The organism is Planotetraspora silvatica (assembly GCF_016863315.1).
In the GTDB taxonomy this organism is placed as follows: Bacteria; Actinomycetota; Actinomycetes; order Streptosporangiales; family Streptosporangiaceae; genus Planotetraspora; species Planotetraspora silvatica.
This window is the reverse complement of sequence record NZ_BOOQ01000001.1, coordinates 63,375-85,344: the sequence shown is the minus strand read 5'-3', so window position 1 is coordinate 85,344 and position 21,970 is coordinate 63,375. Positions and strand designations below refer to the sequence as shown.

The window sequence follows — 21,970 nt, the reverse complement described above, 5'->3', positions numbered from 1 at the left end:
CGGCTTCGGCCGTGGTCCTGGCGCGCCTGATCGCGGATCCGACCGCGGCCGCGACGAGCGCGGCTACGCCCCCCGTCGCGACGACGCCCGCGCGGACAACCGGGACGGCGGACGCGACCGGCGTGATCAGCGTGACTGGCGTGGTGACCGGCGTGACGACGGCCGTCCCTCCGCACAGGGACGGCCGGGATTCCGCGCCGACCGCGGTGGCACCCGCACCGGGTTTGGCCGTAAGGACGACCGGTCGGACGAGGTTCAGACGATCGGCGGTGACGGTGCTCGCCGTGAGGGCGCAGGCCGGACCGGCGGCGCCGGGAGCGGTGGCTCCCGAGGCCGTTTCGGCAGGGACAGCTCGCGCCGTGAGCTGCGTGGAGGCTCCGGTGCGCCGCGCGGCGGGGGCAGGCCCGAGGCCAAGCCGTACGGAACACGGGGTGGCGCCCCGGCAGGAGGAGCCCGCGGCGGCGGGGCGGGGAAGGCCGGCGACAACCCGTTCAAGACGTCCCGGCAGCCGCTGCGCGACCCGGACTTCTACGACAGGGACTACGTCGACGAGCGCGACACCACAGAGGTGCCGGGCGGCGAGCGGCTGCAGAAGGTCCTCGCCCAGGCCGGCATCGCCAGCCGCCGGGCCTGCGAGGAGATGATCGGCGACGGCAGGGTCACGGTCGACGGTCAGGTGGTCCGCAGGTTCGGGGCGCGGGTCGACCCGGTCAAGCAGGTCATCCATGTCGACGGCAAGCGCATTCCGACCTCGCCCGAGCTCGTCTACTACGCGCTGAACAAGCCGATCGGCGTCGTGAGCACCATGGAGGACCCGGACGGCCGTCCGTGCCTCCAGGACTACGTCCAGGACCTCACCACGCGGCTGTTCCACGTGGGCCGGCTGGACACCGAGACCGAGGGCCTGCTGCTTTTCACCAACGACGGGGAGCTGGCGCACCGCCTGACCCACCCGAGTTACGGCGTGCAGAAGAAGTACTGGGCCAAGGTGCCCGGTCCCGTCCCGCGCGACCTGCACCGGGTGCTCCGCAAGGGCATCGAGCTCGAGGACGGCCTGGCCAAGGTCGACGAGTTCAACATCGTCCAGGAGCACGGCCAGCAGGCGCTCGTCGAGATCATCCTGCACGAGGGGCGCAAGCACATCGTCAGGCGGCTGCTCGAGGCGTCCGGCCACCGGGTGATCGACCTGGCCCGCATCGAGTTCGGCCCGGTCAAGCTGGGCCGTCTCAAGCCGGGCACGATCCGGACTCTGACCGTCCAGGAGGTCGGCGACCTCTACTCGGCGGTGGGCCTCTAACCTGGCCCGTCCGGCGGCGAACTTCGCGAGTCGGGCACAATGTCCTGGGAGGTCACAGTGATGGGCGCGGTGGACCGCGCCCGTCTCTCCAGACTGGTGGGAGGGGAACGACATGGTCCGGGCCGTCCGCGGAGCCATCCAGGTCGACGGCGACGATCGGAACTCGATCATCGCGGGGACGACCGAGCTGGTGACCGCGGTGATGGAGCGCAACAGGCTCACGACCGACGACGTCATCAGTGTGATCTTCACGGCGACGCCTGACCTGACCGCGGAGTTCCCCGCTCTCGCGGCGCGCAAGCTGGGGTTCCACGATGTGCCTCTGCTGTGCGCCTCGGAGATCGCCGTGCCGGGCGCGCTGCCGCGGGTGGTGCGCCTGATGGCTCACGTGGAGACCGACCGCCCCCGCCAGGACATCCAGCACGTGTACCTGCGGGGCGCGGTCGCCCTGCGGGTGGACATCGCTCAGTGACCGGCGCGGCCGTCCGCCCGGACGAGAAGGCACGCTAGGACGACGAGGACCATGACTCCCATCGAGGGTGCGACGATCGGCAGCGTTGTCGTCGTCGGAACCGGGCTGATCGGCACATCGATCGCCCTCGCGCTCCGCCAGCGGGGAGTGCGGGTCTTCCTCGCCGACCGCGACGCGGCGGCCGTACGGCTCGCCCGCGAACTCGGCGCGGGGGAGGAGTGGCCGTCCGACCGCACCGTGGACCTGGCCATCATCGCCGTGCCCCCGCGATACGTCGCGCAGCAGCTGCTCGACCTGCAGAAGAACGACGCGGCCAGGGTCTACACCGACGTCGCCAGCGTCAAGGTCCTTCCGCTGGGCCAGGCCGTGCAGCTGGGCTGCGATCTGTCGACCTACGTGGCCGGGCATCCTCTCGCGGGGCGGGAGCGGTCGGGGCCCGCGGCCGCGCGGGCCGACCTGTTCCTCGGCCGCCCGTGGGCCCTGTGCCCGTCGGCGGAGAACACGGCGGAGGCGCTGGAGACGGTCCAGGAGCTGGTCACGCTGTGCGGCGGGAACGCCGTACGGATCGGCGCGGAGGAGCACGACCGGGCCGTCGCGGTCATCTCCCACGCGCCGCACGTCACCGCGGCGGCGGTGGCCGCGCGGTTGTCGGAAGCGTCGGACACCGCGCTCGGCCTGTCCGGGCAGGGCGTTCGGGACGTCACGCGCATCGCGGCGGGTGATCCGTCGTTGTGGACCGGGATCCTGGCGGGCAACGCCGTCCCGGTCGCCGAGGTCCTGGAGGCCGTGGTGGCCGACCTTTCCGCCGTGGCCGGCTCGTTGCGCGCGTTCGCGGGTGAGGGCACGGCCGTCGGGGGAGTCACCGAACTGCTCGAACGCGGCGTCCGGGGGACGGGCAGGATCCCCGGCAAGCACGGCGGCCCTGCCCGCACGTACACCGTCGTCCAGGTCGTCATCGGCGACCGCCCCGGCGAGCTCGCCCGCCTCGTGCAGGCGGCGGGGGAGACCGGCGTCAACATCGAGGACATCCGGCTGGAGCACGCTCCCGGCCTGCCTCTCGGCGCGGCGGAGCTTTACGTCCAGCCGGAGGCGGCGGCCGCGCTGGCGGACGGCCTGCGCGAGCGCGGCTGGCATCTGCCCGTCTGACCCTCGCGTCGGCCGGCCGTCGGCGCCGGCCGTCCCCGAGTTCATGCCGGGCGTCTGCCCCGGCCGTCCGCGCCGGCCGGCCCGCCCGTCCCCGAGCTCATGCCGGGCGCGCGGCCTCGGCGGGCCTGGCGGCGGGCGGGGCCGTGTGACCGCCTCCGTCCGTCCCGTGCCGGCGCCACCAGCGGGCGAGCGGCGCGGGCGCCCACCACGCCCACCGGCCGAGCAGCCGCATGGTGGCGGGCACGAGCAGGGCGCGCACGACGAAGGCGTCCACCACCACGGCGATCACCAGGCCGACCCCGGCCATCTTCATGAACGCGATGCCGGACAGGGCGAACCCGCCCACCACCACGGCCACCAGCAGGGCCGCGCTCGTGATGACGCGGGCGGTCCGCTGCAGCCCGAGCGCCGTCGACTCGGCCACGTCACCCGTGCGGTCGTACTCCTCCCTGACCCGTGACAGCAGGAACACCTCGTAGTCCACGGCGAGGCCGAAGGCGATCGCGACGATCAGCACGGGGAAGTTCACGTCCACCGCGCCGACCGCTTCGAATCCCAGCAGGCCGTCGAGCAGGCCGTCCTGGAAGATGAGCTTGATCGCGCCGAAGGCGGCCCCCAGCGAGAGCAGGTTGAGCAGCACCGACTTGATCGGCAGCACCACGGAGCCGAGCGCCAGGAACAGGACCACGAACGACACCGCGGTCGCGAACAGCGCCATCCACGGCAGCCGCGAGGTGACCATGTCGACGATGTCCGCCCGGGAGGCGGGCATGCCGGTGAACGACGTCGTGCTCCCCTGGGGCGGGGCGACCGCGCGGAGGTCCGCGACCATCCGCCGGGCGTCGCGGGACATCGGGTCCATCGAGTATCCAAGGGTGATCCTGGCCTGGCCGCCGGCGGTCCCCGTCACGGCCGCCCCCTCGATCCCCGGCACTCCGTCCAGGCGGGCGGCGTAGGCGTCGAGGGCGGCCGGGCCGGCGGGCCGGGGCGACTCGACCACGGCCGTGATCAGCTTGCCCGGGTCGGCGGCGAACCGCCCCGCCATCTCCTGGGTGACGACCCGCGCGTCGGCGCTCGACGGCAGGACCCAGTCGCCGGGACGTGCCCAGTTCACCCCGAGGAACGGCAGGCCGAGGGCGCCGAGCACGACGACGATGGCGGCGGTGTTCCGCAGCGGGCGCCGCATGACGGCGTGGGCGACGCGGTACCACCGCCCGGACGCCGGGTCGGCGGTCCTGATCCTGGCCGGGTTGAGCCGCGACCCCATGGCGGTGAGCAGCGCGGGCAGCACCGTGAGCGAGGCGAGCACGGCGACGACGACGGTGCCCGCGCCCGCGTAGCCCATCGATGACAGGAACCGTGACGGGAACAGGATGAGTCCCGCGAAGGACACGGCCACCACGGCGCCGGAGAACGCGATGGTACGGCCGGCGGTCGCCATGGTCCGTTCGACCGCCGCCTCCACCGTGGCGCCCGCCGACAACTCCTCGCGGAACCGGGTGACGGCCAGCAGCGCGTAGTCGATGGCCAGGCCCAGGCCCAGGATCGTGATGACCTGGATGGCGAAGGTCGAGATGTCGGTGAAGAGGGTGACGAACCGGAGCAGCGCCAGCGAGCCGAGAGCCGCCGTGAGGCCGACGATCAGCGGAAGCGCGGCGGCCAGGAGACTTCGGAAGATCACGATCAGCAGGAGCAGCAGGATCGGTATCGAGACGGCCTCCGCGATCGCCAGATCGCGCAGCGTCAGCCTGTTCACCTGGTCGGTCATCGCCGTGGCGCCCCCGAACCGCACCGTGAGGCCGTCGGCGCGGAAGCCGTCCTGGATCTTCCTCAGTTGCAGGACCCGCTCCTGGTCGTCCGCCGACCGCAGTTGCACCGCGGCATACGTCGCGCGCCTGTCCTCGGACACGTACGAGGCGGAACCCGTCGACCAGTAGGAGTCGAGCCGGGTGACGTCCCCGCGGGGCACGCTCTCCAGAGCCCGCTGAACGGGGCCGGCGAAGGCCGGGTCGTCCACCGTGAGGTGGTCGCTCTCATAGAGGACGACCACATCGTTGGCATGACGGCCGAGCGGTCCCGCGAGCAGCCTGTCCGCGTGCGCCGACGGGCTGCCCGGGTCGTCGAAGCCGGCGCCGCCGCCGAGGCGGCCGAAGACGCCGGTTCCCCAGACCGCCGCGAACGCGACCAGCAGCAGCGTCCCCACCATGATCCATCGGCGGCGCCTGCCGGCGAACCTGCCCAGAGTGCCGAACATGGAGGCCTCCTTGATTTAGATAGTGGCAAGTGATGCTATCCATTTTATGGATAGTGACGCTATCTGCCTTGCGCGTCAAGCCGTTGAGTTCCGCACCCGTGTGGCGGCCGGTCCTATCCTGGGAACCACGCGCTGAGGGAGAGGGACGATGAGGATCGCTGAGCTGAGCAGGCGCACCGGCGTTCCGATCCCCACGATCAAGTACTACCTCCGGGAGGGGCTGGTCCCGGCCGGTGAGCGCACGGGCCCCAACCAGGCCCAGTACGGCGAGGCGCACGTCAAGAGGCTGAAGCTGGCCCGCGCCCTCGTCGAGGTCGGCGGGCTGTCGATCGCCTCCGCGCGCGAGGCGCTCCGGCTGATGTTCTCGGCGGGGCTCTCCGAGCTCGACACCATCGGCAAGGCGCAGTACGCCATGACCCCCGCGAGGGAGTACATGGAGGACGAGGCGTGGGACGAGGCCGTGGCCGAGGTGGACGAGCTGATCGCCAAGAGGGGCTGGCGGGTCAAGCCGGCCAATCCGGCCCGCAGGACGCTGGCCGACGCGCTCGCCACGTTGCGGCGGCTGGACCAGGACGACTACTTCGAACTGCTGGACTCCTACGCGGAGACCGCTGAGCGGCTCGCGGCCGACGAGATCGAGACGGTCGCGCGCCGGGGGGATCTCGACAGTGTCGCGGAGGCCGTCGTGGTGTGGACGGCGGTGGGGGACACCGTGCTCGCCTCCCTGCGCAGGCTCGCTCAGGAGGACAAGTCCACCCGGCTGCTCGAGGGCTCCTGAACGGCCGGTGCGTGCCCCGTCGCCCGGGGCTCCCGCCGGGTGCCGGTAACGCTCCGATGCGTGGTTACACACCGAATCCCGGTAGCCTCAGGGTCGACAGCTCGAAGGGGCGTAAAGCAAAGGAGAGACCGTGTCGGGTCTGGTCGTCGCCATGGATGGCCCTTCGGGGTCCGGCAAGTCGAGCGCCTCACGCGGTGTCGCGCGCGCGCTGGGCCTGCGCTACCTGGACACGGGTGCGATGTACCGCGCGGTCACCTGGTGGATGCTCCAGCAGAAGGTCGATCTCGCCGATCCGCAGGCGATCGCCGCGCGCTCGGGCGAGCCGTCCCTGATCATGAGCACCGACCCGGACGCGCCGGGTGTGTCCGTCGACGGCGTCGACGTGAACGGCCCGATCCGCGGCCCCGAGGTCACCGGTGCCGTCTCCGCGGTGAGCGCGGTTCCCGAGGTCCGCCGCCGGTTGGTCGCCCTTCAGCAGGAGATCATCGCCGAGTCCCTGCCCGGCGGGGGCATCGTGGTCGAGGGGCGCGACATCGGCACCGTCGTGGCCCCGGACGCGCCCGTCAAGGTCTACCTGACCGCGAGCGCCGACGCCCGCGCGCGCCGCCGTACGGCGGAGCTGACCGGGACCACGGTCGAGACGCAGAAGGCCGAGATGGCGCGGCGGGACACGCTGGACTCGACCAGGAAGGCGGACCCGCTGGCGTCGGCGGCGGACGCGATTGAGCTGGACACCACACCGTTGACCTTGGACGACGTGATCGCCGAGGTCCTGCGGTTCGTCAAGGAGAGAGCCTGATCCTCTCCGGGATCGGGAGAGGAAGCGATGGGCAGGGACGTGACGGGGGAGTACCGGGACGAGAGCGGCTGGGTCGAGGCCGAGGCCGGGGAGTTCGACGAGTTCGACGAGTTCGAGTTCACCGATGGTGAGACCGAGTTCTCCGACGGTGAGACCGGCGAGGAGGCGGGACCCGACGCGGGCCCGCTTCCGGTTGTCGCAGTGGTCGGCAGGCCCAACGTGGGCAAGTCCACGCTGGTCAACCGCATCATCGGCCGTCGAGAGGCGGTCGTCGAGGACGTTCCGGGTGTGACCCGAGACCGGGTGACCTACGAGGCGACGTGGCGGGGCCGCCGCTTCACGCTGGTGGACACCGGCGGGTGGGACCCGGACGCCACCGGCATGGCGCTGCGCATCGCGGAGCAGGCCCAGATCGCCGCCGAGCTGGCCGACGTCGTGCTGTTCGTGGTGGACGCCAGCGTGGGCGTGACCGACTCGGACGAGGCCGTGGGAGCCGTGCTCCGCCGTTCGGGCAAGCCCGTGGTGCTCGCGGCCAACAAGGTCGACAACCAGCTGATGGAGCTGGAGGCGACCGGACTGTGGTCGCTGGGCCTGGGAGAGCCGCAGCCGGTCTCCGCCCTCCACGGAAGGTCCAGCGGCGACCTCCTCGACGTGGTGCTCGACGCGCTGCCCGCGACCCCGCCGCAGACCTTCGGCGAGCAAAGAGGGCCGCGCAGGATCGCGCTGCTGGGCAAGCCCAACGTCGGCAAGTCGTCCCTGCTGAACCGGGTGGCGGGCGAGGAGCGCGTGCTGGTCGACCCGGTGGCGGGCACCACGCGCGACCCGGTCGACGAGCTGGTCGAGCTGGGCGGCAGGACCTACCGCTTCATCGACACCGCGGGCATCCGCCGCCGGGACAGGGAGCTGAAGGGCGCCGACTTCTACGCGGCCATGCGCACGCGGGCCGCCCTGGAGCGGTCGGAGGTCGCGGTCGTCCTGATCGACGCCTCCGAGGTGCTGACCGAACAGGACCTGCGCATCATCGGCCTGATCATCGAGTCGGGCCGGGCGATGGTCGTCGCCTTCAACAAGTGGGACCTCGTCGACGAGGACCGGCGGTACTACCTGGAGAAGGAGATCGACCGCCAGCTCGTCCGGACGCCCTGGGCGCTGCGGGTCAACATCTCCGCCAAGACCGGCCGCAACGTCGAGAAGCTCGTGCCGGCCATCGAGCGGGCCCTGGATTCGTGGGGGACGCGCGTCCCGACCGGCCGGCTCAACCAGTTCTTCACCGACCTGCTGCGGGCCACGCCGCCGCCGGTGCGCTCGGGCAAGCAGCCCAAGATCCTGTTCGCCACGCAGGCGTCGACCGAGCCGCCGAAGTTCGTGTTGTTCACCTCGGGCTTCCTCGAGGAGACCTACCGCCGGTTCCTCGAGCGCAAGCTCCGCGAGGAGTTCGGCTTCGCCGGCTCGCCGATCGAGGTCACGATGAAGATCAGGGAGAAGCGCAAGAAGAAGTAGGGTATGCCCTACCAGGAACACTCCCGGACACGGGATCGATCGGAGATCGCCGGCTGCCTAGCGTGGGAAACATGCGAAGACTTCTCTCCCGGCTAGCCGGAGACTCGGTGTACCTCCTCGTCGGCTTCCCCCTCGCGATCATCGCGTTCTGCCTGATCGTGACAGGTCTGTCCGCGGGTGCCGGCATGCTGATCGTCTGGATCGGTGTGCCCATCCTCGTGCTGACCGCTCTCGTGGCGCGGGGGATGGGGGAGATCGAGCGGGTGAGGATGCGCGGTGTCCTGGGCACGGAGGTGCCCAGGCCCCGTTACCCCCAGTCGCCGCCCGGTGCGGGCTGGTTCCGCAAGACGCTGACCCCGCTCGCCGGCACACAGCCGTGGCTCGACATCCTGCACGCCCTGGTGGGGTTCCCCGTCGCCATCGTGACCTTCTGCGTGACGGTCGCATGGTGGTCGATGGCGATCGCCGGACTGACCTATCCGCTCTATGGGTGGGTGTTCGCGAACATCCCGGACAACCAGGGGCTTTCCGAGCTGATCGGGCTCGGCCACGGGTACGTCCCGGAGAGCCTGTTGAACGTGTTCTTCGGCGTCGTCGCGGCGCTCACGCTGTACCCGGTCATCCGCGGCTGCGCACTGCTCCAGGCGTCACTCGGCAAGGCGCTGCTGACCGGGGTCGCCCAGCTGCAGGAGCGCATCGAGGACCTGACCGAGGGGCGCAACGCCGCCGCCTACGCCGAGGCGAACGCCCTGCGCAGGCTGGAGCGCGACATCCACGACGGGCCGCAGCAACGCCTCGTCCACCTGGCCATGGAGCTGTCCCGGGCGCAGCGCGAGCTGGAGAAGGACGCGTCCGCGGCCCAGTCGACCATCGGCAAGGCGATCACCGCGACCAGGGAGACGCTGGACGAGCTGCGTGCGCTCTCGCGCGGCATCGCGCCGCCCATCCTGGCCGACCGCGGTCTGGCGCCCGCGCTGGCCGCCCTGGCGAGCCGCTGCACGGTCCCCGTGGAGCTCGACGTCCAGACGGAGGAACGGTTCCCCGCGCTGATCGAGAACACCGTCTACTTCGTGACGGCCGAGGCGCTCACCAACGTCGCCAAGCACAGCCGTGCGGAGCTGTGCACGATCACTCTGGTGAGAATCGGCGACAGCCTGATGCTCACCATCGGCGATGACGGGGTCGGCGGCGCGCACGTCGCCAAGGGACACGGACTGTCCGGCCTCGCCGAGCGGCTGCGCGGCGTCGACGGCGAGCTGGCGGTACGGTCCCCGGCGGGCGGGCCCACTTCGATCACCGCGGAGGTTCCGTGCGGGTAGTCGTCGCAGATGACGCCGTCCTGATCAGGGAGGGCCTGGTACGTCTGCTCGAGGAGTTCGGCTGCGAGGTGGTGGCGGCGGTGGGCACGGGCGACGACCTCGTCGAGGCCGTTGCCGAGCACCGCCCCGACGTGTCGGTGGTCGACGTGCGGATGCCGCCGACGTTCACCGACGAGGGGCTCAGGGCGGCCGTGGAGGCCCGGAGAAGGGTTCCCGGGGCTCCCGTGCTGATCCTTTCCCAATACGTCGAGGTCTCCTACGCGGACGATCTGCTCGCCGATGCCCGGGGCGCGGTCGGTTACCTGCTGAAGGACCGCGTCGTGGACGTGGAGGAGTTCCTGGAGGGCCTGCGCAGGGTCGCGGGCGGGGGGACGGTCTTCGACCCCCAGGTCGTCGCGCAGCTCATGGTCCGGCGCCGCCGGGGCGACCCGCTCGCGTCGCTGACCCCGCGCGAGCGTGAGGTCCTCGAGCTCATGGCGGAGGGCCGGTCGAACCCCGCCATCGGCCGCCGCCTCGTCGTCACCGACGGCGCGGTGGAAAAGCACATCCGCGGCATCTTCACCAAGCTCGGGCTGCACGCGGAGGACGGAGACCAGCACCGGCGCGTCCTGGCCGTGCTCGCCTACCTGCGCTCCTGAGCCGCCCTCAGACCTGAACCTGAGCCGTCCTCAGACCTGAGGCGTGCTCCGTGGCAGGGCGAGCGCCGTCAGCACGCCGATGGCGCACAACACCGCGGTCAGCAGGAAGATCTCCGAGTATTCGACGTGCAGGGCGGCCTTGACCTTGGCGGTGTAGTCGGCCAGCCTCCTGGTGAATTCGGCGGCGTCCACCCCCATCGGAAGCGGGGTGTCGAGGTCGGCGGTGAGCGACTGGAACCGGTGGAAGCCCCATGCCGTCAGCGCCGCCACTCCGAGCAGCATCCCCATCATCCGCGCCACCACGACCGCCGCCGACACCACGCCGTGCTGTACGGCCGGCACGACCCGCAACGCGGCCGACGAGACGGGCGCGATGACGGCGCCCAGGCCGAGGCCGGCGATGACGAGGTCGAGGTCGACCTGCAGGCCGGCGGTGGCGAGGTCGGCTGGCCAGCGGGAGATGAGCACGTAGCCGGCGGTGGCGACCGCCATCCCCGCCGTCGCCACCACGCGCTCACCGAACCGGCGGGTCAGCATGCCGCCGAGGAACGCGGCGACCGCCAGCGCGGCCAGGAAGCGGGTGAGGACGAGCGCGCCCGACACGGTGTCCTTGTCCATGAGCGTCTGCGCGACCAGTTGCACGTCGACCAGCGTGACCAGCAGCGCCGCCCCGGCGAGGAAGCTCACCCCCAGCGTCGCGAGCAACGGACGCCGGGGGATCCCCGTGAGGTCCAGCAGGCGGACCGGCGAGCGGATCTCCCAGGCCACGAACACCGCCGCCGCGACGACTCCGGCCGCGATACACGGCAGGCCCCAGGGCGGCAGCACGGACGCGTCCGGCGACGGGTTGTAGAGCCCCGCCACGAGCAGCCCGAGGGCGAGCGCGAGCAGGACGGCGCCCACCACGTCGACCCGCACGGCGATCCTGTCCGTCCTGTCCGTGCCGCGTGGCCCCGCGGGCACCGCCCGGTGCACCGCGACCGCGGCGAGCAGGGCGAGGGGAACGTTGATCCAGAAGATTCCGCGCCAGCCCGCGAGCGCCGCCACGCCTGCGCCGTACAGGGGACCGAGGACGCTGCCGAGCTCCTGCGCGGCGCCGACGGCGCCCAGGGCCACCGGTCGTCCGCGCTCGTCCCACAGGTCTCCGATGAGGGCCATGGTGATCGGAAGCAGCGCGCCGCCCGCGACGCCCTGCAGCGTACGGCCGGCCACGAGGGCGGGCACGCCCGTGGACAGCGCGGTGATCACCGACCCGGCGGCGAATCCGGCCAGGCAGGCGTGGATCAGCACGCGCCTGCCGTACCGGTCGGACAGCTGGCCGAGCAGCGGCATCGCCGCGATGTAGCCGAGCAGGAACCCGGTCACGATCGGCGTCGCCCGCTCCAGGTGGTTCAGCGGCACACCGGCATCCGCGGCGATGTCGGTGAGGACGGTCACCACCACGTACGCGTCGAGCGCCGCGAGCAGCACCGCGGCGCCGCCCACACCCAGCACGAGGCGGCGGTTCTCCACAGCGGTCATGAGGCGCTCACGAGGCGGGAGGTGTGATGGTCACGGGAGCGTCGTAGTCGTCGAGGCTCACGGTCACGCTGCCACCCGTCATCGGCAGATCGATCTTCAGCAGCCTGCTGGAGGCCTTGTCGATCCACACCTTCCCGTTGACGCCTTGCTGGACGCCCGGGACGAGCTTGACCAGCGCCTCCTGGGGGAGCGTCACCGCCACCCGGTAGGCGTCGGAGCCGCCGACCTTCTCCGCCGCCTCCGACCGGGCGTCCTGCGCCGCCGACAGCAGTTGGGGGACCTCGGTGAGCACGGCCGAGGGGTCGTAGATCGCCGTCAGCTGCTCGCGGGTCATCGTCTGGTAGCCGCCGGTCGGGCCCTTGAAGTGCACCGTGCTCCCGGACACGACGAACTCGAGTTCCTGCAGGCCGCCGAAGTCGATCTGGAGCGAACCCTTGGCGTCGCCCTCGCTCGTGAGACTGCCCTCCGCGTGCTTGACCGGCACGGCCGGGCGGTCCTTGGTGTCGATGATGAAGGCGACCGTCTTGACCGTCTTCATCGCCGCGGCGGACTTCTTGAGCAGATCGGGCCCGTTCGGGACGGCGGCCTCGCTGGTCGATCCGCAGGACGTCACGAGGAGGAAGGCGGCGGCCACGGCCAGCCAGACGATTCTTCTCACACGCGGATCGTAGCGATCGTCACGTCAGCGGCGGGCGATTGCGACATATCGGTTCGGCACTTCCCGGAGCCGGGCGTCGCGCCCGGGGGAGGGCCGCTCGCCCCGTCTCCGGGTGACCGGCGCTCACCTGGGTCTACTTGGCCGAGCGGATCGAGTGGATGTGATCGACGACGTGGGTGTAGATCTCCTCGACCGTCGCCACCTGTTCGGGGGTGAGCAGGTCGATGAAGTGCTCGCGGACGCTGGCCACGTGCTCGGGGGCCACCCGCTGGGTGGTGTCCCAGCCGAGGTCCGTCAGCACGGCGTAGGTGCCGCGGCGGTCGTCCTCGCAGTCCTCTCTCGTCACCAGTCCCGCGGCCTCCATGCGGGAGATCTGGTGGGAGAGCCTGCTGCGGGATTGGATGGTCGCGTCGGCCAACTCGCTCATGCGCATACGATGCTCGGGACTCTCCGAGAGGTTCACGAGGATCTCGTAGTCGTTGAGCGACAGGCCGAACGCCTGCAGCTCACGGTCGAGCTGGTGGGACAGCAGACGGTGCGCGGCGAGGTGGGCGCGCCAGGCGCCCTGCTCTCGCGGGCTGAGCCAGCCGGGGTCTTCCATGGCTTACAGCATAAGATCGCACTGATTGAGCAGGGTGGACGGAGTGACGATGGGCGCGGGCGAGACCAACGAGAGCAGCGAGAGCCTCGGCACGGTCCTGATCGCCGGCGCGGCGAATCTCGCGATCGCGCTGGCGAAACTGGTGGCCGGCCTCATCAGCTCCTCGGCGTCGATGTTGTCGGAGGCGGCACATTCGGCGGCCGACACCGTGACCGAGGTGCTGCTGTTCACCGCCATCCGGCACGGGGAGCGCCCCGCCGACCGGCGGCATCCGCTGGGGCACGGCCGGGCCAGCTACCTGTGGGCGATCATCGCGGCCTGCTTCACCATGGTGGTCGGCGCGGGCTTCTCGCTCACGCACGGCTGGCACACGATCAGCCACGGCGAGGAACTGGGCGACGTCGCCGTCTCCTACATCGTGCTCGCCGTGTCCTTCGTGATCGAGTCGGTCTCCCTGTGGCGGGGGTGGTCGCAGCTCAGGAAGGAGGCCGGCCGGCAGCAGGTGACATCGAGGCGGCTGCTCTCCCGGACCGCCGACACCATGCTCAAGGCGGTCATCCTGGAGGACATCGCGGCCCTGGCAGGTCTCCTGCTGGCCGGTCTCGGCCTGGTGTTGTCCCAGGTGACCGGGTCGGCGACCTGGGACGGCGTGGCGTCGATCGCCATCGGCCTGCTCCTGCTCGGCGTCGCGCTCACCCTGATCAAAACCAACGCCTCCCTGCTCATCGGCCAGGCCGCCTCGAGCGCGCTGGAAGACGAGATCCGCACCGTGCTCGTGGCCCAGCCCGAGGTGGAAGGCGTCGTCGACCTCGTCACCGTCGTGATGGGCCCCAACCAGGTCATGGTCGCCGCGAAGATCGACTTCCTCGACGAGACGACGGGGGAGCGGCTGGAACTGGCCTCCGACCGGGTGGAACAGTGCCTCACCGACCGCTTCCCCGAGATCAAGCAGGTCTTCCTCGACCCGACCCCCGGCCGATCAGCCGCCCAGGAGGCGTAGCTTCCCCGGTTCGTCGGTGATGGCGGTGGCGATCACGGTGCCGGCCCTCCACTCGAGGAAGTGGCGTCCCTCCCATTCGAGGTCGCCGGACGGCCCGCCGTCGAAGGGGAGCGCGGACAGGTCGACCTCGCGCAGCCGGTCGAGGGTCAGCTCGCCCCGCTTGACCAGGGCTTCCTTCCTCACCCACTGCCGGATGAGCCTGGCGTTGTCCCGGCCCACCAGGGCGGCCTCGGCCGGGGTCAGCGCGAGAGCCGCGAGGCTCTGGTCCGCAGGGCCGGACGTCGCGTGCTCGGCGTCGACGCCCACCCGGCCATAGCCCGCGGCCGCGCAGACGTACCCCGACGTGTGGGCCAGGGTGACCGAGAGCTCGGGGGCCTCGGCGAGCCGGGGGCGGCCATGGGCCTGGTCGCACCGCTCGCACCGCTGCACCACGGTGAGCATGCAGGCCCGCGTCCCGAGGATCTCCGCCGCGCAGTGCCGTACGAGCAGGTGGGCGGCGATGAAGTCCAGACGGTCCTGCTTGCGGGTGAACCGGTCCGCGCGGGTGCGCTCAGCCTCGGTCAGCGTGCCGCCGACGACCTCGAGCACCTCGTCGGTGTAGCCGGCCACGGCCAGTGGGGGGCGCACGCGCTCACCTTAGGGGAGCCGTATGACGATCAAGTGAACTGGTGGCGGAGGTGGTGACTCCGATATCCGGCCGGATGGTATCGGTCCCGTACATATTCAAGCGAAAGGTGATACTTAACATGTAGTGAGTCAGGAGACTTGACGGGCCACCTCAGCCACTGTTGCCTGGGAAAACAGGCTGATCCGCTCCCACCGGCCGGTCGGGGCGGGAGTCGGGGATCTTCCCTCGGGGCCCCGGGAAGGCGGTGTCGGTTGCTCATCGGTTCGATCTTGCAGGGTAAAGGGACCAGCGTGGCGACGGTTCGCCCACAGGCCACGGTGACCGAGCTGCTGGCGACGCTCGCCGAGCTCAACATCGGTGCGGTGGTGGTTTCGGACGACGGGACGACCATCGCGGGAATCGTCTCCGAGCGGGACATCGTGCGACGGCTGCACGAGCAGGGCGCCGACATCCTCGGCCATCCGGTGTCGTCGATCATGACGTCCGACGTCCGTACCTGTGCTCCGGACGCGAACGTGGACGAGCTTCGCCGCACCATGACCAACCATCGCATACGTCACGTACCGGTCGTCCGGAACGGCCGGCTCGCGGGCATCGTGAGCATCGGTGACGTCGTGAAGAACACCATCGAGGAGCTGGAGACCGAGAAGGACGCCCTCGTCGGCTACATCCACAGATGAGACGGGCAGGAGGAGGGGCCCGGCGGTCAGACCGCCGGGCCCCTCGTCTCACTTGACCGTGATCTTGTCCACTTCGACCGTGATGCCCTTCACCTGGGGGGTGGAGGTGGCCGTCGTGACCGAACCGGTGCCCGAGGAGACGCCCTTCAGAGTGAAGGAGTAGGTGAACGTCTCTCCAGGAGCCCCCGGCGTACTGGTGATCCGGTAGTCCTGCGTGGGCGGCCCGCTGATCTGGCTGCCCCCTGTGCCGTCGGCGTTCTCCGCACCGACGGTCAGGCCCGCCGCACCGGGGTCACCCGGCAGGGCCGCGGGGTTGTACGCGTAGGTGATGTCCTCGGCGCCGTTCAGGCCGATCCATTCCTGGAAGACCTTCGTGTCCGCCGTACCGGCGAGATTGACGTGCCACTCGAGCACCAGCCAGCGGTTCACCTGGTCGGTGAGGAAGCCGGCGTAGACGCCCGGCGTGCCGGTGCCGTCCAGGTTGGTCCAGTACGGCGCGAGCACGCTGTTCGGCGGGGTGGCGTCGGGAAGCGTCTGCGGTGTGGCCTGGATCTGTGCCGGGTCGGTGATGCCGCCCGCGACCGCGTAGCCGTTGGAGACGACGCCGATTCTGGTGTAGGTCTGCCCGGCGAAGACGAACGGCGGAACGTTGAGGTTCACCGCCGACTCGTTGCCGACGGGGATCGGCGCGATGCCGAAGCCCGCCAGGGAGAGCCAGCCTCCGGCCGGATTCTCACCTGGGGCGATGACCGGCCTGGCCGGCTGCCTGCCCGTGAGCGTGGCCTTGGCGGTCACGATCTGGCTGCCGACCTTGGTCGCGCCGGTGGCCCCGGTGAGACGCAGCCTGCCGTCCAGGGTGGTCAGCGCGGTGACCTCGGTGTCGTCGAAGGTGTTGTTCTGCGCCGTGACGGTGCAGGTCGACGTCCCCGAGTTCTTCGCGATGGTCGCCGGCGTGCAGGTCTGGTCGATCGGCACCGTGCCCTCCTGACGGAAGAACGCCACCGGCAGGTGCTGTGCCCGGTTGCCGCCGACCTGCTTGAGGTTCACCTGGCCGAAGTACTGCCCGGTGGGCAGGTCCGGCGCGGTGATGACGACGGTGATGCCGACGCTCTTGCCCGGCTTGACGGTGAACAGTGGCGGCAGCACGGTGATGTTCGCCCCGCTGACCGTGGTGCCCGTCGCGGTGTAGATCAACGTCTTGTTCGTGGTGTTGACGAGCGTGCGCTTGGCGCTGATGACGCCCGGCATGACCGGGGCGTTCACCGACGGCAGGTTGAGGTCGATCCGGTTCAGCGGGTCGTTCGCCGAGGCGCGGTAGTCCGCCGCGCTCTCGTCGAGCGTCAGGGCCGCGTCCCCGGCCTTCGACAGGTCGATGCGGCCGCCGCCGTAGTCGAAGGGGTCGGCGGGCGTGGTGCGGTCCTGCTTGGTGACCTTGGTGGTGGCGGTGGTCTCCAGAGCGGACTTGACCTGACCGGGAGTCCACTTCGGGTGCAGGGCGAACATCAGCGCGCTGGCGCCCGCGACGTGCGGCGACGACATGGACGTGCCCGCGATGACCTGGTACAGGTTGCCCGGGGGGCCTTCCAGCGCGGACTCGGGAGTCGGGGTCTGGCCGGCGAGGATGTGGAGCCCGGGCGCGGTCACGTCAGGCTTGAGGAAGTCGGAGCCGGGTCCCCGGGAGGAGAACGTGGTCATCGTGTCTCCCTGCCAGGTGGCCTTCTGGCCCTGGGTGAACGACGCCGTCGCGTTCGGGTGGGAGGCCAGCCACGACAGCAGGACGTCGGTCTCCGGCTTGTCGATGTGGACGGTCGGCAGCCAGTGGTTGTCGGTCATGATGTCGAGCGGCGTCGTGTTGTAAAGGATCATTCCGGCCGCGCCGCCCTGCTTGACCTGGAAGCCCTTCAGCACCCGGTTGGTCCCGCGCTCGCAGGCGACGATCTTGCCGATGAACAGCCCGGGAGGTGGTGTGCTGATGCACTGCGCGTCGCTGTACGGCGGGGCCGACGCCGGCACCACGGGGAGCGGGGCCGCGACGCCCGAGGTGATCGAGGCGCCCTTGATCGTGGGACCGCCGGTGAGGGTGATCGTCGACTGGAACGTCCTCGACTGCGTCGAGGCGGCCACGGTGGTCACCCAGGGGCTGCGGTGGTCGGTCGTGCCCGCGCCGGGGCCGGAGTTGCCCGCCGAGGCCGAGACGAACACGCCCGCCGCGTACGCGTCGAGGAAGGCCAGTTCGACCGGATCGCTGTAGGGATCGGCTCCGCCGGAGATGGAGAAGTTGATCACCCGTACACCGTCGGCGACGGCCTGCGCCACCGCGGCGGCGGAGTCGGTCTGGTAGCAGCCCTCGGCGCCGCAGATCTTGTAGACGGCCACGTGCGCCGCCGGGGCGATGCCGTGGATCGCGCCGCGGTCGATGCCGAGCGGGTCGGCGTGGTCGACCGGGCCGCCCGCCGACGTGCTCGCGGTGTGCGTGCCGTGCCCGTTGGAGTCACGCGCGTTGTCCGGGTAGACCTCGGGAGTCTCCGCGTTCGCCTTGTACGTCTCGAGGAACGCCTGACCGGAGATCAGTTTGTGGTTGCAGACGAAGACGTCGGTGGCCGGGGTGAGCGGGTTGTCGCCGAAATTGCACGTTCGCGGCGTGCCGTCGGCCTTCGCCGGTGGGGCCGGGAGCGTTCCCGGGTCGGCGAACGAGGGGTGCTCGGGCCAGGCGCCCGAGTCGAGGATGCCGACGATGACGCCCTTGCCGGAGGACTTCGTGCCGCCGAGCTGGTTGTAGATCGTGTTCGCGCCGATGAACTCGGCGCTGGAGTCGGTCAGCGGGTGTTCGAGCTTGTCCTCCTGGACGGCCGCGACGCCGGGGAGCTTGAGGAGGCCGGCCGCCTTGTCGGCCGGGAGCGTGAGGGCCACGCCGCCGTAGACCGTGCGGAGCCTCTGGCCCACCTTCGCGCCGGGGATCTTCCTGCTCAGCTCGCTGAGGAAGGTGTTCTCGACGCCCTCGATGTGCTTTTGGTACTTGGCGGCGTCGGCGCTCTTGAGATCGAGCGACCTGCCGGTTACCGATGGGCTGGTGGCGGGCAGGCCGGGCAGGCCGCCCTTGTAGGCCGCGACGGCGTCGTAGTCGAGCTTGACCACGACGCTGGCCGGAGCCGGTGAGGTGGACTTGAGCAGCGCCTGGTCGCTTTCCGCCAGCCGGCCGCTGGGTGACGTCGCTCCCTGGACCTGGTCGGCGACGGCGACCGGTGTAACGCTCCAGGCCCGTGTTGGCGAGGGGCTCGGGTCGGCGACGGCCGACCCTGTGGGGATCATCGCCGTGATGAGTCCGAGTCCGGCGACGACCGCGCCGGCGCGTAAGAAGGTAGGCGGGGGCTTCCTTGACACGACACCTCCCTGTAGTGCTGCAGGCACTCGAGGCACACAGGAATGGAGGCGTCGCGCCGCCCAGATGGCATGGGAAGGTACGAGCCCCTCCCCGGTGGGCGACGAGCGAACGGCCCCCCGGGTGGGCGGCCGATCCTGACAGGGAGTCTAACTAACGATCATTTATGCGGCTAGATCGTTCTTTACGGCAATTTTGCGGGGCGTTTGGTAATCGTTCGGCCTGGCGGCGGCCCTTTAGACTCGATCCGTGAAGCTCAAGCTGGATCTCCATGACATCTACAACAAGGGCGGCGAGATCGACCGGGCGCTGCGCGGCATCATCCAGGAGGCGGTCCAGAAGAAGGCCACCCAGGTGGAGATCATCCCGGGCAAGGGCTCGGGACAGCTGAAGAAGAAAGTGCTGCGATTCCTGGAGCAGAAGGAGATCAAGGCGCTCTATCACCGGATCGACAAGGACGCCAAGAACCACGGCCGCCTCTTCGTCTACTTCCGCTGGTAACCCCCCTTCTTTCCCGCGTGATCACTTTCCCGCGTGATCATGCACAGGTTCGGCGGCACCCCGCCTGACCGGCCCGGACCGTCGCCGTGATCATGCACACATTCGTGTGGGGTGGGTCTGACCTGCGCGTTCTCTCTGCGTGATCATGCACAGATTCGCTTAGACCTTGTCTCGCGTGCGCAAACTTCAAGCGTGATCATGCACGGGTTCGGCGTGGTGCCGCCCGACCGGCACGGACTCCGATCGTGATCATGCGCATCTTCTGTGATCGGTGTCTTGATCAGGGCCGACAGGGATCGTGATCATGCGCGAGTTCCTGCCGGCCGTACCACGTGAGTCGGGAGGCGCCCCCGTCTTGGCACTCTGCATGATCACCGTTGACGATGGCGCAGTTCAGCCGCGACTTCTCCGAATCTGTGCATGATCACGCCCGACGAATGCGCAGGTGGGAGGACGTTGACCCGAATTCGTGCATGATCACGCCCGGGGGTTCCGCACGTGAGGAGGCATCCGTACGAACCTGTGCATGATCACGCGGGGGAGTGCGGGGGGTGGGGTCGGTCAGAGTTTGCGGAAGGTTCTGGCCTCTTCGGCGGAGGCGAGGACCTCCGGCAGGGACGCCCCTCCGCCCACCGTGACCGCCGCCGCGATGGCGCCCTCCACCAGCGGTACGTCGGCGATCACCACGGACCCCGGCTCCTCCACCAGCTTGGCGGTCAGCACCGAACTGCCGAGGTCGGGGATCAGCACGACCCCCGCCCCCTGGTCCACGCTCTCGATGGCCGCGATCACCTTGTCCAGGCTCGTACCGAGACCGCCGTCGTCGGTGCCTCCGGCCGCGGCCACCGGCACGTTCTCCCCGCCGATCTCCCGCGCGATCGCCGCCACCTCCTCGGCCAGCCTCGCGCTGTGCGAAACGATGACGATCCCGACCATCGCCTGAGCCTGAGCCTGAGCCTGGTCGTCCATCACGCCTGCCCGGCCGCCCGCCGCAGCGCGGCGAAGATCAGCGCCGTCGACGCGGCTCCCGGATCCTCGTGTCCCACGCTGCGCGGGCCGAGATAGCTGGCCCGTCCCTTGCGCGCCTGCAGCGGGACGGTCGCCCGCGCGCCCTCCTCGGCTGCGGTCGTGGCCGTCTCCAGGGCGTCCTCCAGCTTCGCCCCGTCCTGTACGGCCTGCGCCAAGGCCCTGACAGCGGGAGCGAACGCGTCCACCAGGGTCTTGTCGCCTTCGGCGGCCCCGCCGAGCTTCTGGACCCCCTCCTGGGCCGCCTCCAGCGCCGTGACCAGGCCGGCAGGCGTGATCTCCGGAGCGTCGCCCAGTGCCCGGCCCATCTGCCGGAAGGCCGTGCCGTACAGCGGGCCGGACGCTCCTCCCACCTTGCGGATCAGCGCGGAGCCGGCTTGCACCAGGACCGCCCCCGGCGTCTCCGGGGGCGTGTCCGCCAAGGCCTGCCGTACGGCCGCGAAGCCCCGGTCCAGGTTGGCGCCGTGGTCGGCGTCGCCGATCGCGGCGTCGAGCTGGGTGAGGTGATCACGCTCGGCCTGTACGGCTGTCGCGGCCTCCTTGATCCAGGCCAGGAAGAAGGATGTGTCCAACGGTGGCTCCTTGCTGCACGGCGTTTCCTGTCAGCGGGTTCTCCGCGGGCTTCGATCGTCGCCTTCCGGCGAGTGTCCCGGGCGGGAGTCGGGGAGATTGGGGATCAGCGGCCCCAGCGGAGCCCCGGCGTCTCCACCGGAGCGTCCCAGAGCCGGGTGAGCTCGTCGGTCAGACGGCAGACGCTGACCGAGAAGCCCTGCATGTCGAGGCTGGTGACGTAGTTGCCCACCAGGCGGCGTACGGCTGTCGCGCCCTTCTCCTCAAGGTAGGCGGCGACCTCCGCGTACACGATGTAGAGCTCCAGAAGCGGCGTGCCGCCCATCCCGTTGAGCAGGACGAGCGTGTCGCCGGAAAGGGGGACGTCGTCGTTGATGGCGTCCATGGCCAGCCGCGCGATCTCGCGGGCCTCCCGGTGGGTGCTGCGCGTGCGGCCGGGCTCGCCGTGGATGCCGATGCCGAGTTCGATCTCGGTGTCGGACAGGTCGAACGTCGGCTTGCCGGCGGCGGGAACCGTGCCCGCCGACAGGGCGACTCCGAACGACCGGCTGCGCTCGTTGACCTCCTGGGCCAGGCGGGCGACCTCCGCGAGCGGGGCGCCGGTCTCGGCCAGGGCGCCGGCGATCTTCTCGACGAACAGGGTGGCCCCGGTGCCGCGGCGGCCGGCGGTGTAGAGGGAGTCCTGGACGGCGACGTCGTCGTTGACCAGGACGCTGGCGACCTCGATGCCCTCGTCGGCGCACAACTCGGCCGCCATCTCGAAGTTGAGCACGTCGCCCGTGTAGTTCTTGACGATGTGGAGCACTCCGGCTCCGCCGTCGACCCCCTTGGACGCCTCGATCATCTGGTCGGGGACGGGTGAGGTGAAGACTTCACCGGGACAGGCCGCGTCGAGCATGCCGTACCCGACGAAACCGCCATGGAGCGGCTCGTGGCCGGCTCCGCCGCCGGAGACGAGCCCGACCTTGCCCTGGCGCGGAGCGTCCCGCCGGTAGATCACCCGGTTCTCGATGTCCACGCGGAGCGAGGGATGCGCCGCCGCCACGCCGTGGAGGGTGTCGGTGACGATCGTGTCGACGCTGTTGATGAGTTTCTTCATGACCACGCCGTCCTTGTCCGTTCTCAAGGCCAACTTGTGCCCCGTCCGCGATGACGGCAAGCGGTCGCGCCGCGGGCATCCCGCCACGTCAGGTACGCCGAGCC

20 protein-coding genes are annotated in these 21,970 nt (G+C 70.5%); 11 read left to right on the top strand and 9 right to left on the bottom strand.

Features of this window, described 5'->3' with window-relative positions:
• The 3 genes from Psi02_RS00390 to Psi02_RS00380 all read left to right on the top strand — a co-directional run.
• A partial coding sequence (locus tag Psi02_RS00390; RefSeq protein WP_203970618.1) for a pseudouridine synthase occupies nt 1-1,297 on the top strand: 1,297 nt, incomplete at its 5' end.
• A 112-nt stretch (nt 1,298-1,409) separates the two neighbouring features.
• A complete protein-coding gene (gene aroH, locus Psi02_RS00385) occupies nt 1,410-1,769 on the top strand; it encodes a chorismate mutase (protein ID WP_203950722.1) in 360 nt (119 codons plus the stop codon).
• A 51-nt stretch (nt 1,770-1,820) separates the two neighbouring features.
• Nucleotides 1,821-2,915 carry a prephenate dehydrogenase gene (locus Psi02_RS00380; protein WP_203970617.1) on the top strand — a complete coding sequence of 365 codons (1,095 nt, stop codon included), beginning with the start codon at nt 1,821-1,823 and terminating at the stop codon, nt 2,913-2,915.
• A gap of 97 nt (nt 2,916-3,012) precedes the next feature.
• On the opposite strand, the gene Psi02_RS00375 is transcribed toward Psi02_RS00380, so the two are convergent.
• A complete protein-coding gene (locus Psi02_RS00375; RefSeq protein WP_203970616.1) occupies nt 3,013-5,169 on the bottom strand; it encodes an MMPL family transporter in 2,157 nt (718 codons plus the stop codon).
• Nucleotides 5,170-5,317: 148 nt separating this feature from the next.
• Between Psi02_RS00375 and Psi02_RS00370 the strand changes: the two genes are divergently transcribed.
• The 5 genes from Psi02_RS00370 (at nt 5,318) to Psi02_RS00350 (ending at nt 10,203) form a co-directional block, all read left to right on the top strand.
• Nucleotides 5,318-5,947 carry a MerR family transcriptional regulator gene (locus Psi02_RS00370; RefSeq protein WP_203970615.1) on the top strand — a complete coding sequence of 210 codons (630 nt, stop codon included), beginning with the start codon at nt 5,318-5,320 and terminating at the stop codon, nt 5,945-5,947.
• 151 nt (nt 5,948-6,098) lie between these two features.
• Entirely contained in the window at nt 6,099-6,746 is a 648-nt protein-coding gene (gene cmk, locus Psi02_RS00365; RefSeq protein WP_203970625.1) for a (d)CMP kinase, read from the top strand.
• Between the two features lie 27 nt (nt 6,747-6,773).
• Nucleotides 6,774-8,246 (top strand): ribosome biogenesis GTPase Der, encoded by a 1,473-nt coding sequence (gene der / locus Psi02_RS00360; protein WP_203970614.1) that lies wholly within the window; start codon nt 6,774-6,776, stop codon nt 8,244-8,246.
• A gap of 71 nt (nt 8,247-8,317) precedes the next feature.
• On the top strand, nt 8,318-9,565 hold the full coding sequence (locus Psi02_RS00355; RefSeq protein ID WP_203970613.1) for a sensor histidine kinase: 1,248 nt from the start codon (nt 8,318-8,320) through the stop codon (nt 9,563-9,565).
• Complete coding sequence (locus tag Psi02_RS00350; protein ID WP_203970612.1) at nt 9,556-10,203, top strand: response regulator transcription factor; 648 nt, start codon at nt 9,556-9,558, stop codon at nt 10,201-10,203. The genes Psi02_RS00355 and Psi02_RS00350 overlap by 10 nt, the downstream gene beginning before the upstream one ends.
• Before the next feature lie 30 nt (nt 10,204-10,233).
• Here the strand turns inward: Psi02_RS00350 and Psi02_RS00345 are convergent, their stop codons facing one another.
• The 3 genes from Psi02_RS00345 to Psi02_RS00335 all read right to left on the bottom strand — a co-directional run bounded on the left by Psi02_RS00345 (nt 10,234) and on the right by Psi02_RS00335 (nt 12,983).
• Nucleotides 10,234-11,724, bottom strand: coding sequence for an MFS transporter (locus tag Psi02_RS00345; RefSeq protein ID WP_203970611.1), 1,491 nt, complete (start codon nt 11,722-11,724; stop codon nt 10,234-10,236).
• A 7-nt stretch (nt 11,725-11,731) separates the two neighbouring features.
• Entirely contained in the window at nt 11,732-12,382 is a 651-nt protein-coding gene (locus Psi02_RS00340) for an LppX_LprAFG lipoprotein (protein WP_203970610.1), read from the bottom strand.
• 133 nt (nt 12,383-12,515) lie between these two features.
• Nucleotides 12,516-12,983 carry a MarR family winged helix-turn-helix transcriptional regulator gene (locus Psi02_RS00335; protein WP_203950712.1) on the bottom strand — a complete coding sequence of 156 codons (468 nt, stop codon included), beginning with the start codon at nt 12,981-12,983 and terminating at the stop codon, nt 12,516-12,518.
• Between the two features lie 34 nt (nt 12,984-13,017).
• On the opposite strand from Psi02_RS00335, the gene Psi02_RS00330 reads away from it, so the two are divergent.
• A complete protein-coding gene (locus Psi02_RS00330) occupies nt 13,018-13,983 on the top strand; it encodes a cation diffusion facilitator family transporter (protein ID WP_239094479.1) in 966 nt (321 codons plus the stop codon).
• Here the strand turns inward: Psi02_RS00330 and Psi02_RS00325 are convergent.
• The gene (locus tag Psi02_RS00325) at nt 13,963-14,610 is read right to left on the bottom strand and encodes a 4'-phosphopantetheinyl transferase family protein (RefSeq protein WP_203970609.1); all 648 of its coding nucleotides are present in this window, start codon (nt 14,608-14,610) and stop codon (nt 13,963-13,965) included. The genes Psi02_RS00330 and Psi02_RS00325 overlap by 21 nt on opposite strands.
• Nucleotides 14,611-14,862: 252 nt before the next feature.
• On the opposite strand from Psi02_RS00325, the gene Psi02_RS00320 reads away from it, so the two are divergent.
• Nucleotides 14,863-15,291, top strand: coding sequence for a CBS domain-containing protein (locus tag Psi02_RS00320; protein WP_203970608.1), 429 nt, complete (start codon nt 14,863-14,865; stop codon nt 15,289-15,291).
• Between the two features lie 48 nt (nt 15,292-15,339).
• Here the strand turns inward: Psi02_RS00320 and Psi02_RS40595 are convergent, their stop codons facing one another.
• Complete coding sequence (locus Psi02_RS40595) at nt 15,340-18,672, bottom strand: S8 family serine peptidase (RefSeq protein WP_275415114.1); 3,333 nt, start codon at nt 18,670-18,672, stop codon at nt 15,340-15,342.
• A 247-nt stretch (nt 18,673-18,919) separates the two neighbouring features.
• Between Psi02_RS40595 and Psi02_RS00310 the strand changes: the two genes are divergently transcribed.
• Entirely contained in the window at nt 18,920-19,171 is a 252-nt protein-coding gene (locus Psi02_RS00310; RefSeq protein WP_203880454.1) for a Smr/MutS family protein, read from the top strand.
• A 561-nt stretch (nt 19,172-19,732) separates the two neighbouring features.
• Here the strand turns inward: Psi02_RS00310 and dhaM are convergent.
• The 3 genes from dhaM to dhaK form a co-directional block, all read right to left on the bottom strand.
• A complete protein-coding gene (gene dhaM / locus Psi02_RS00305; protein ID WP_239094477.1) occupies nt 19,733-20,140 on the bottom strand; it encodes a dihydroxyacetone kinase phosphoryl donor subunit DhaM in 408 nt (135 codons plus the stop codon).
• Nucleotides 20,140-20,769 carry a dihydroxyacetone kinase subunit DhaL gene (dhaL, locus tag Psi02_RS00300; RefSeq protein WP_203970607.1) on the bottom strand — a complete coding sequence of 210 codons (630 nt, stop codon included), beginning with the start codon at nt 20,767-20,769 and terminating at the stop codon, nt 20,140-20,142. The genes dhaM and dhaL overlap by 1 nt, the downstream gene beginning before the upstream one ends.
• 104 nt (nt 20,770-20,873) lie before the next feature.
• On the bottom strand, nt 20,874-21,866 hold the full coding sequence (gene dhaK / locus Psi02_RS00295) for a dihydroxyacetone kinase subunit DhaK (RefSeq protein WP_203970606.1): 993 nt from the start codon (nt 21,864-21,866) through the stop codon (nt 20,874-20,876).
• Between the last annotated feature and the right edge of the window lie 104 nt (nt 21,867-21,970).

Bases quoted from the DNA above. Each gene is read 5' to 3' on its own strand.
- aroH (WP_203950722.1), top strand. From the start codon at position 1,410: ATGGTCCGGGCCGTCCGCGGAGCCATCCAGGTCGACGGCGACGATCGG.
- Psi02_RS00380 (WP_203970617.1), top strand. From the start codon at position 1,821: ATGACTCCCATCGAGGGTGCGACGATCGGCAGCGTTGTCGTCGTCGGA.
- Psi02_RS00375 (WP_203970616.1), bottom strand. From the start codon at position 5,169: ATGTTCGGCACTCTGGGCAGGTTCGCCGGCAGGCGCCGCCGATGGATC.
- Psi02_RS00370 (WP_203970615.1), top strand. From the start codon at position 5,318: ATGAGGATCGCTGAGCTGAGCAGGCGCACCGGCGTTCCGATCCCCACG.
- cmk (WP_203970625.1), top strand. From the start codon at position 6,099: ATGGATGGCCCTTCGGGGTCCGGCAAGTCGAGCGCCTCACGCGGTGTC.
- der (WP_203970614.1), top strand. From the start codon at position 6,774: ATGGGCAGGGACGTGACGGGGGAGTACCGGGACGAGAGCGGCTGGGTC.
- Psi02_RS00355 (WP_203970613.1), top strand. From the start codon at position 8,318: ATGCGAAGACTTCTCTCCCGGCTAGCCGGAGACTCGGTGTACCTCCTC.
- Psi02_RS00345 (WP_203970611.1), bottom strand. From the start codon at position 11,724: ATGACCGCTGTGGAGAACCGCCGCCTCGTGCTGGGTGTGGGCGGCGCC.
- Psi02_RS00335 (WP_203950712.1), bottom strand. From the start codon at position 12,983: ATGGAAGACCCCGGCTGGCTCAGCCCGCGAGAGCAGGGCGCCTGGCGC.
- dhaM (WP_239094477.1), bottom strand. From the start codon at position 20,140: ATGGACGACCAGGCTCAGGCTCAGGCTCAGGCGATGGTCGGGATCGTC.
- dhaK (WP_203970606.1), bottom strand. From the start codon at position 21,866: ATGAAGAAACTCATCAACAGCGTCGACACGATCGTCACCGACACCCTC.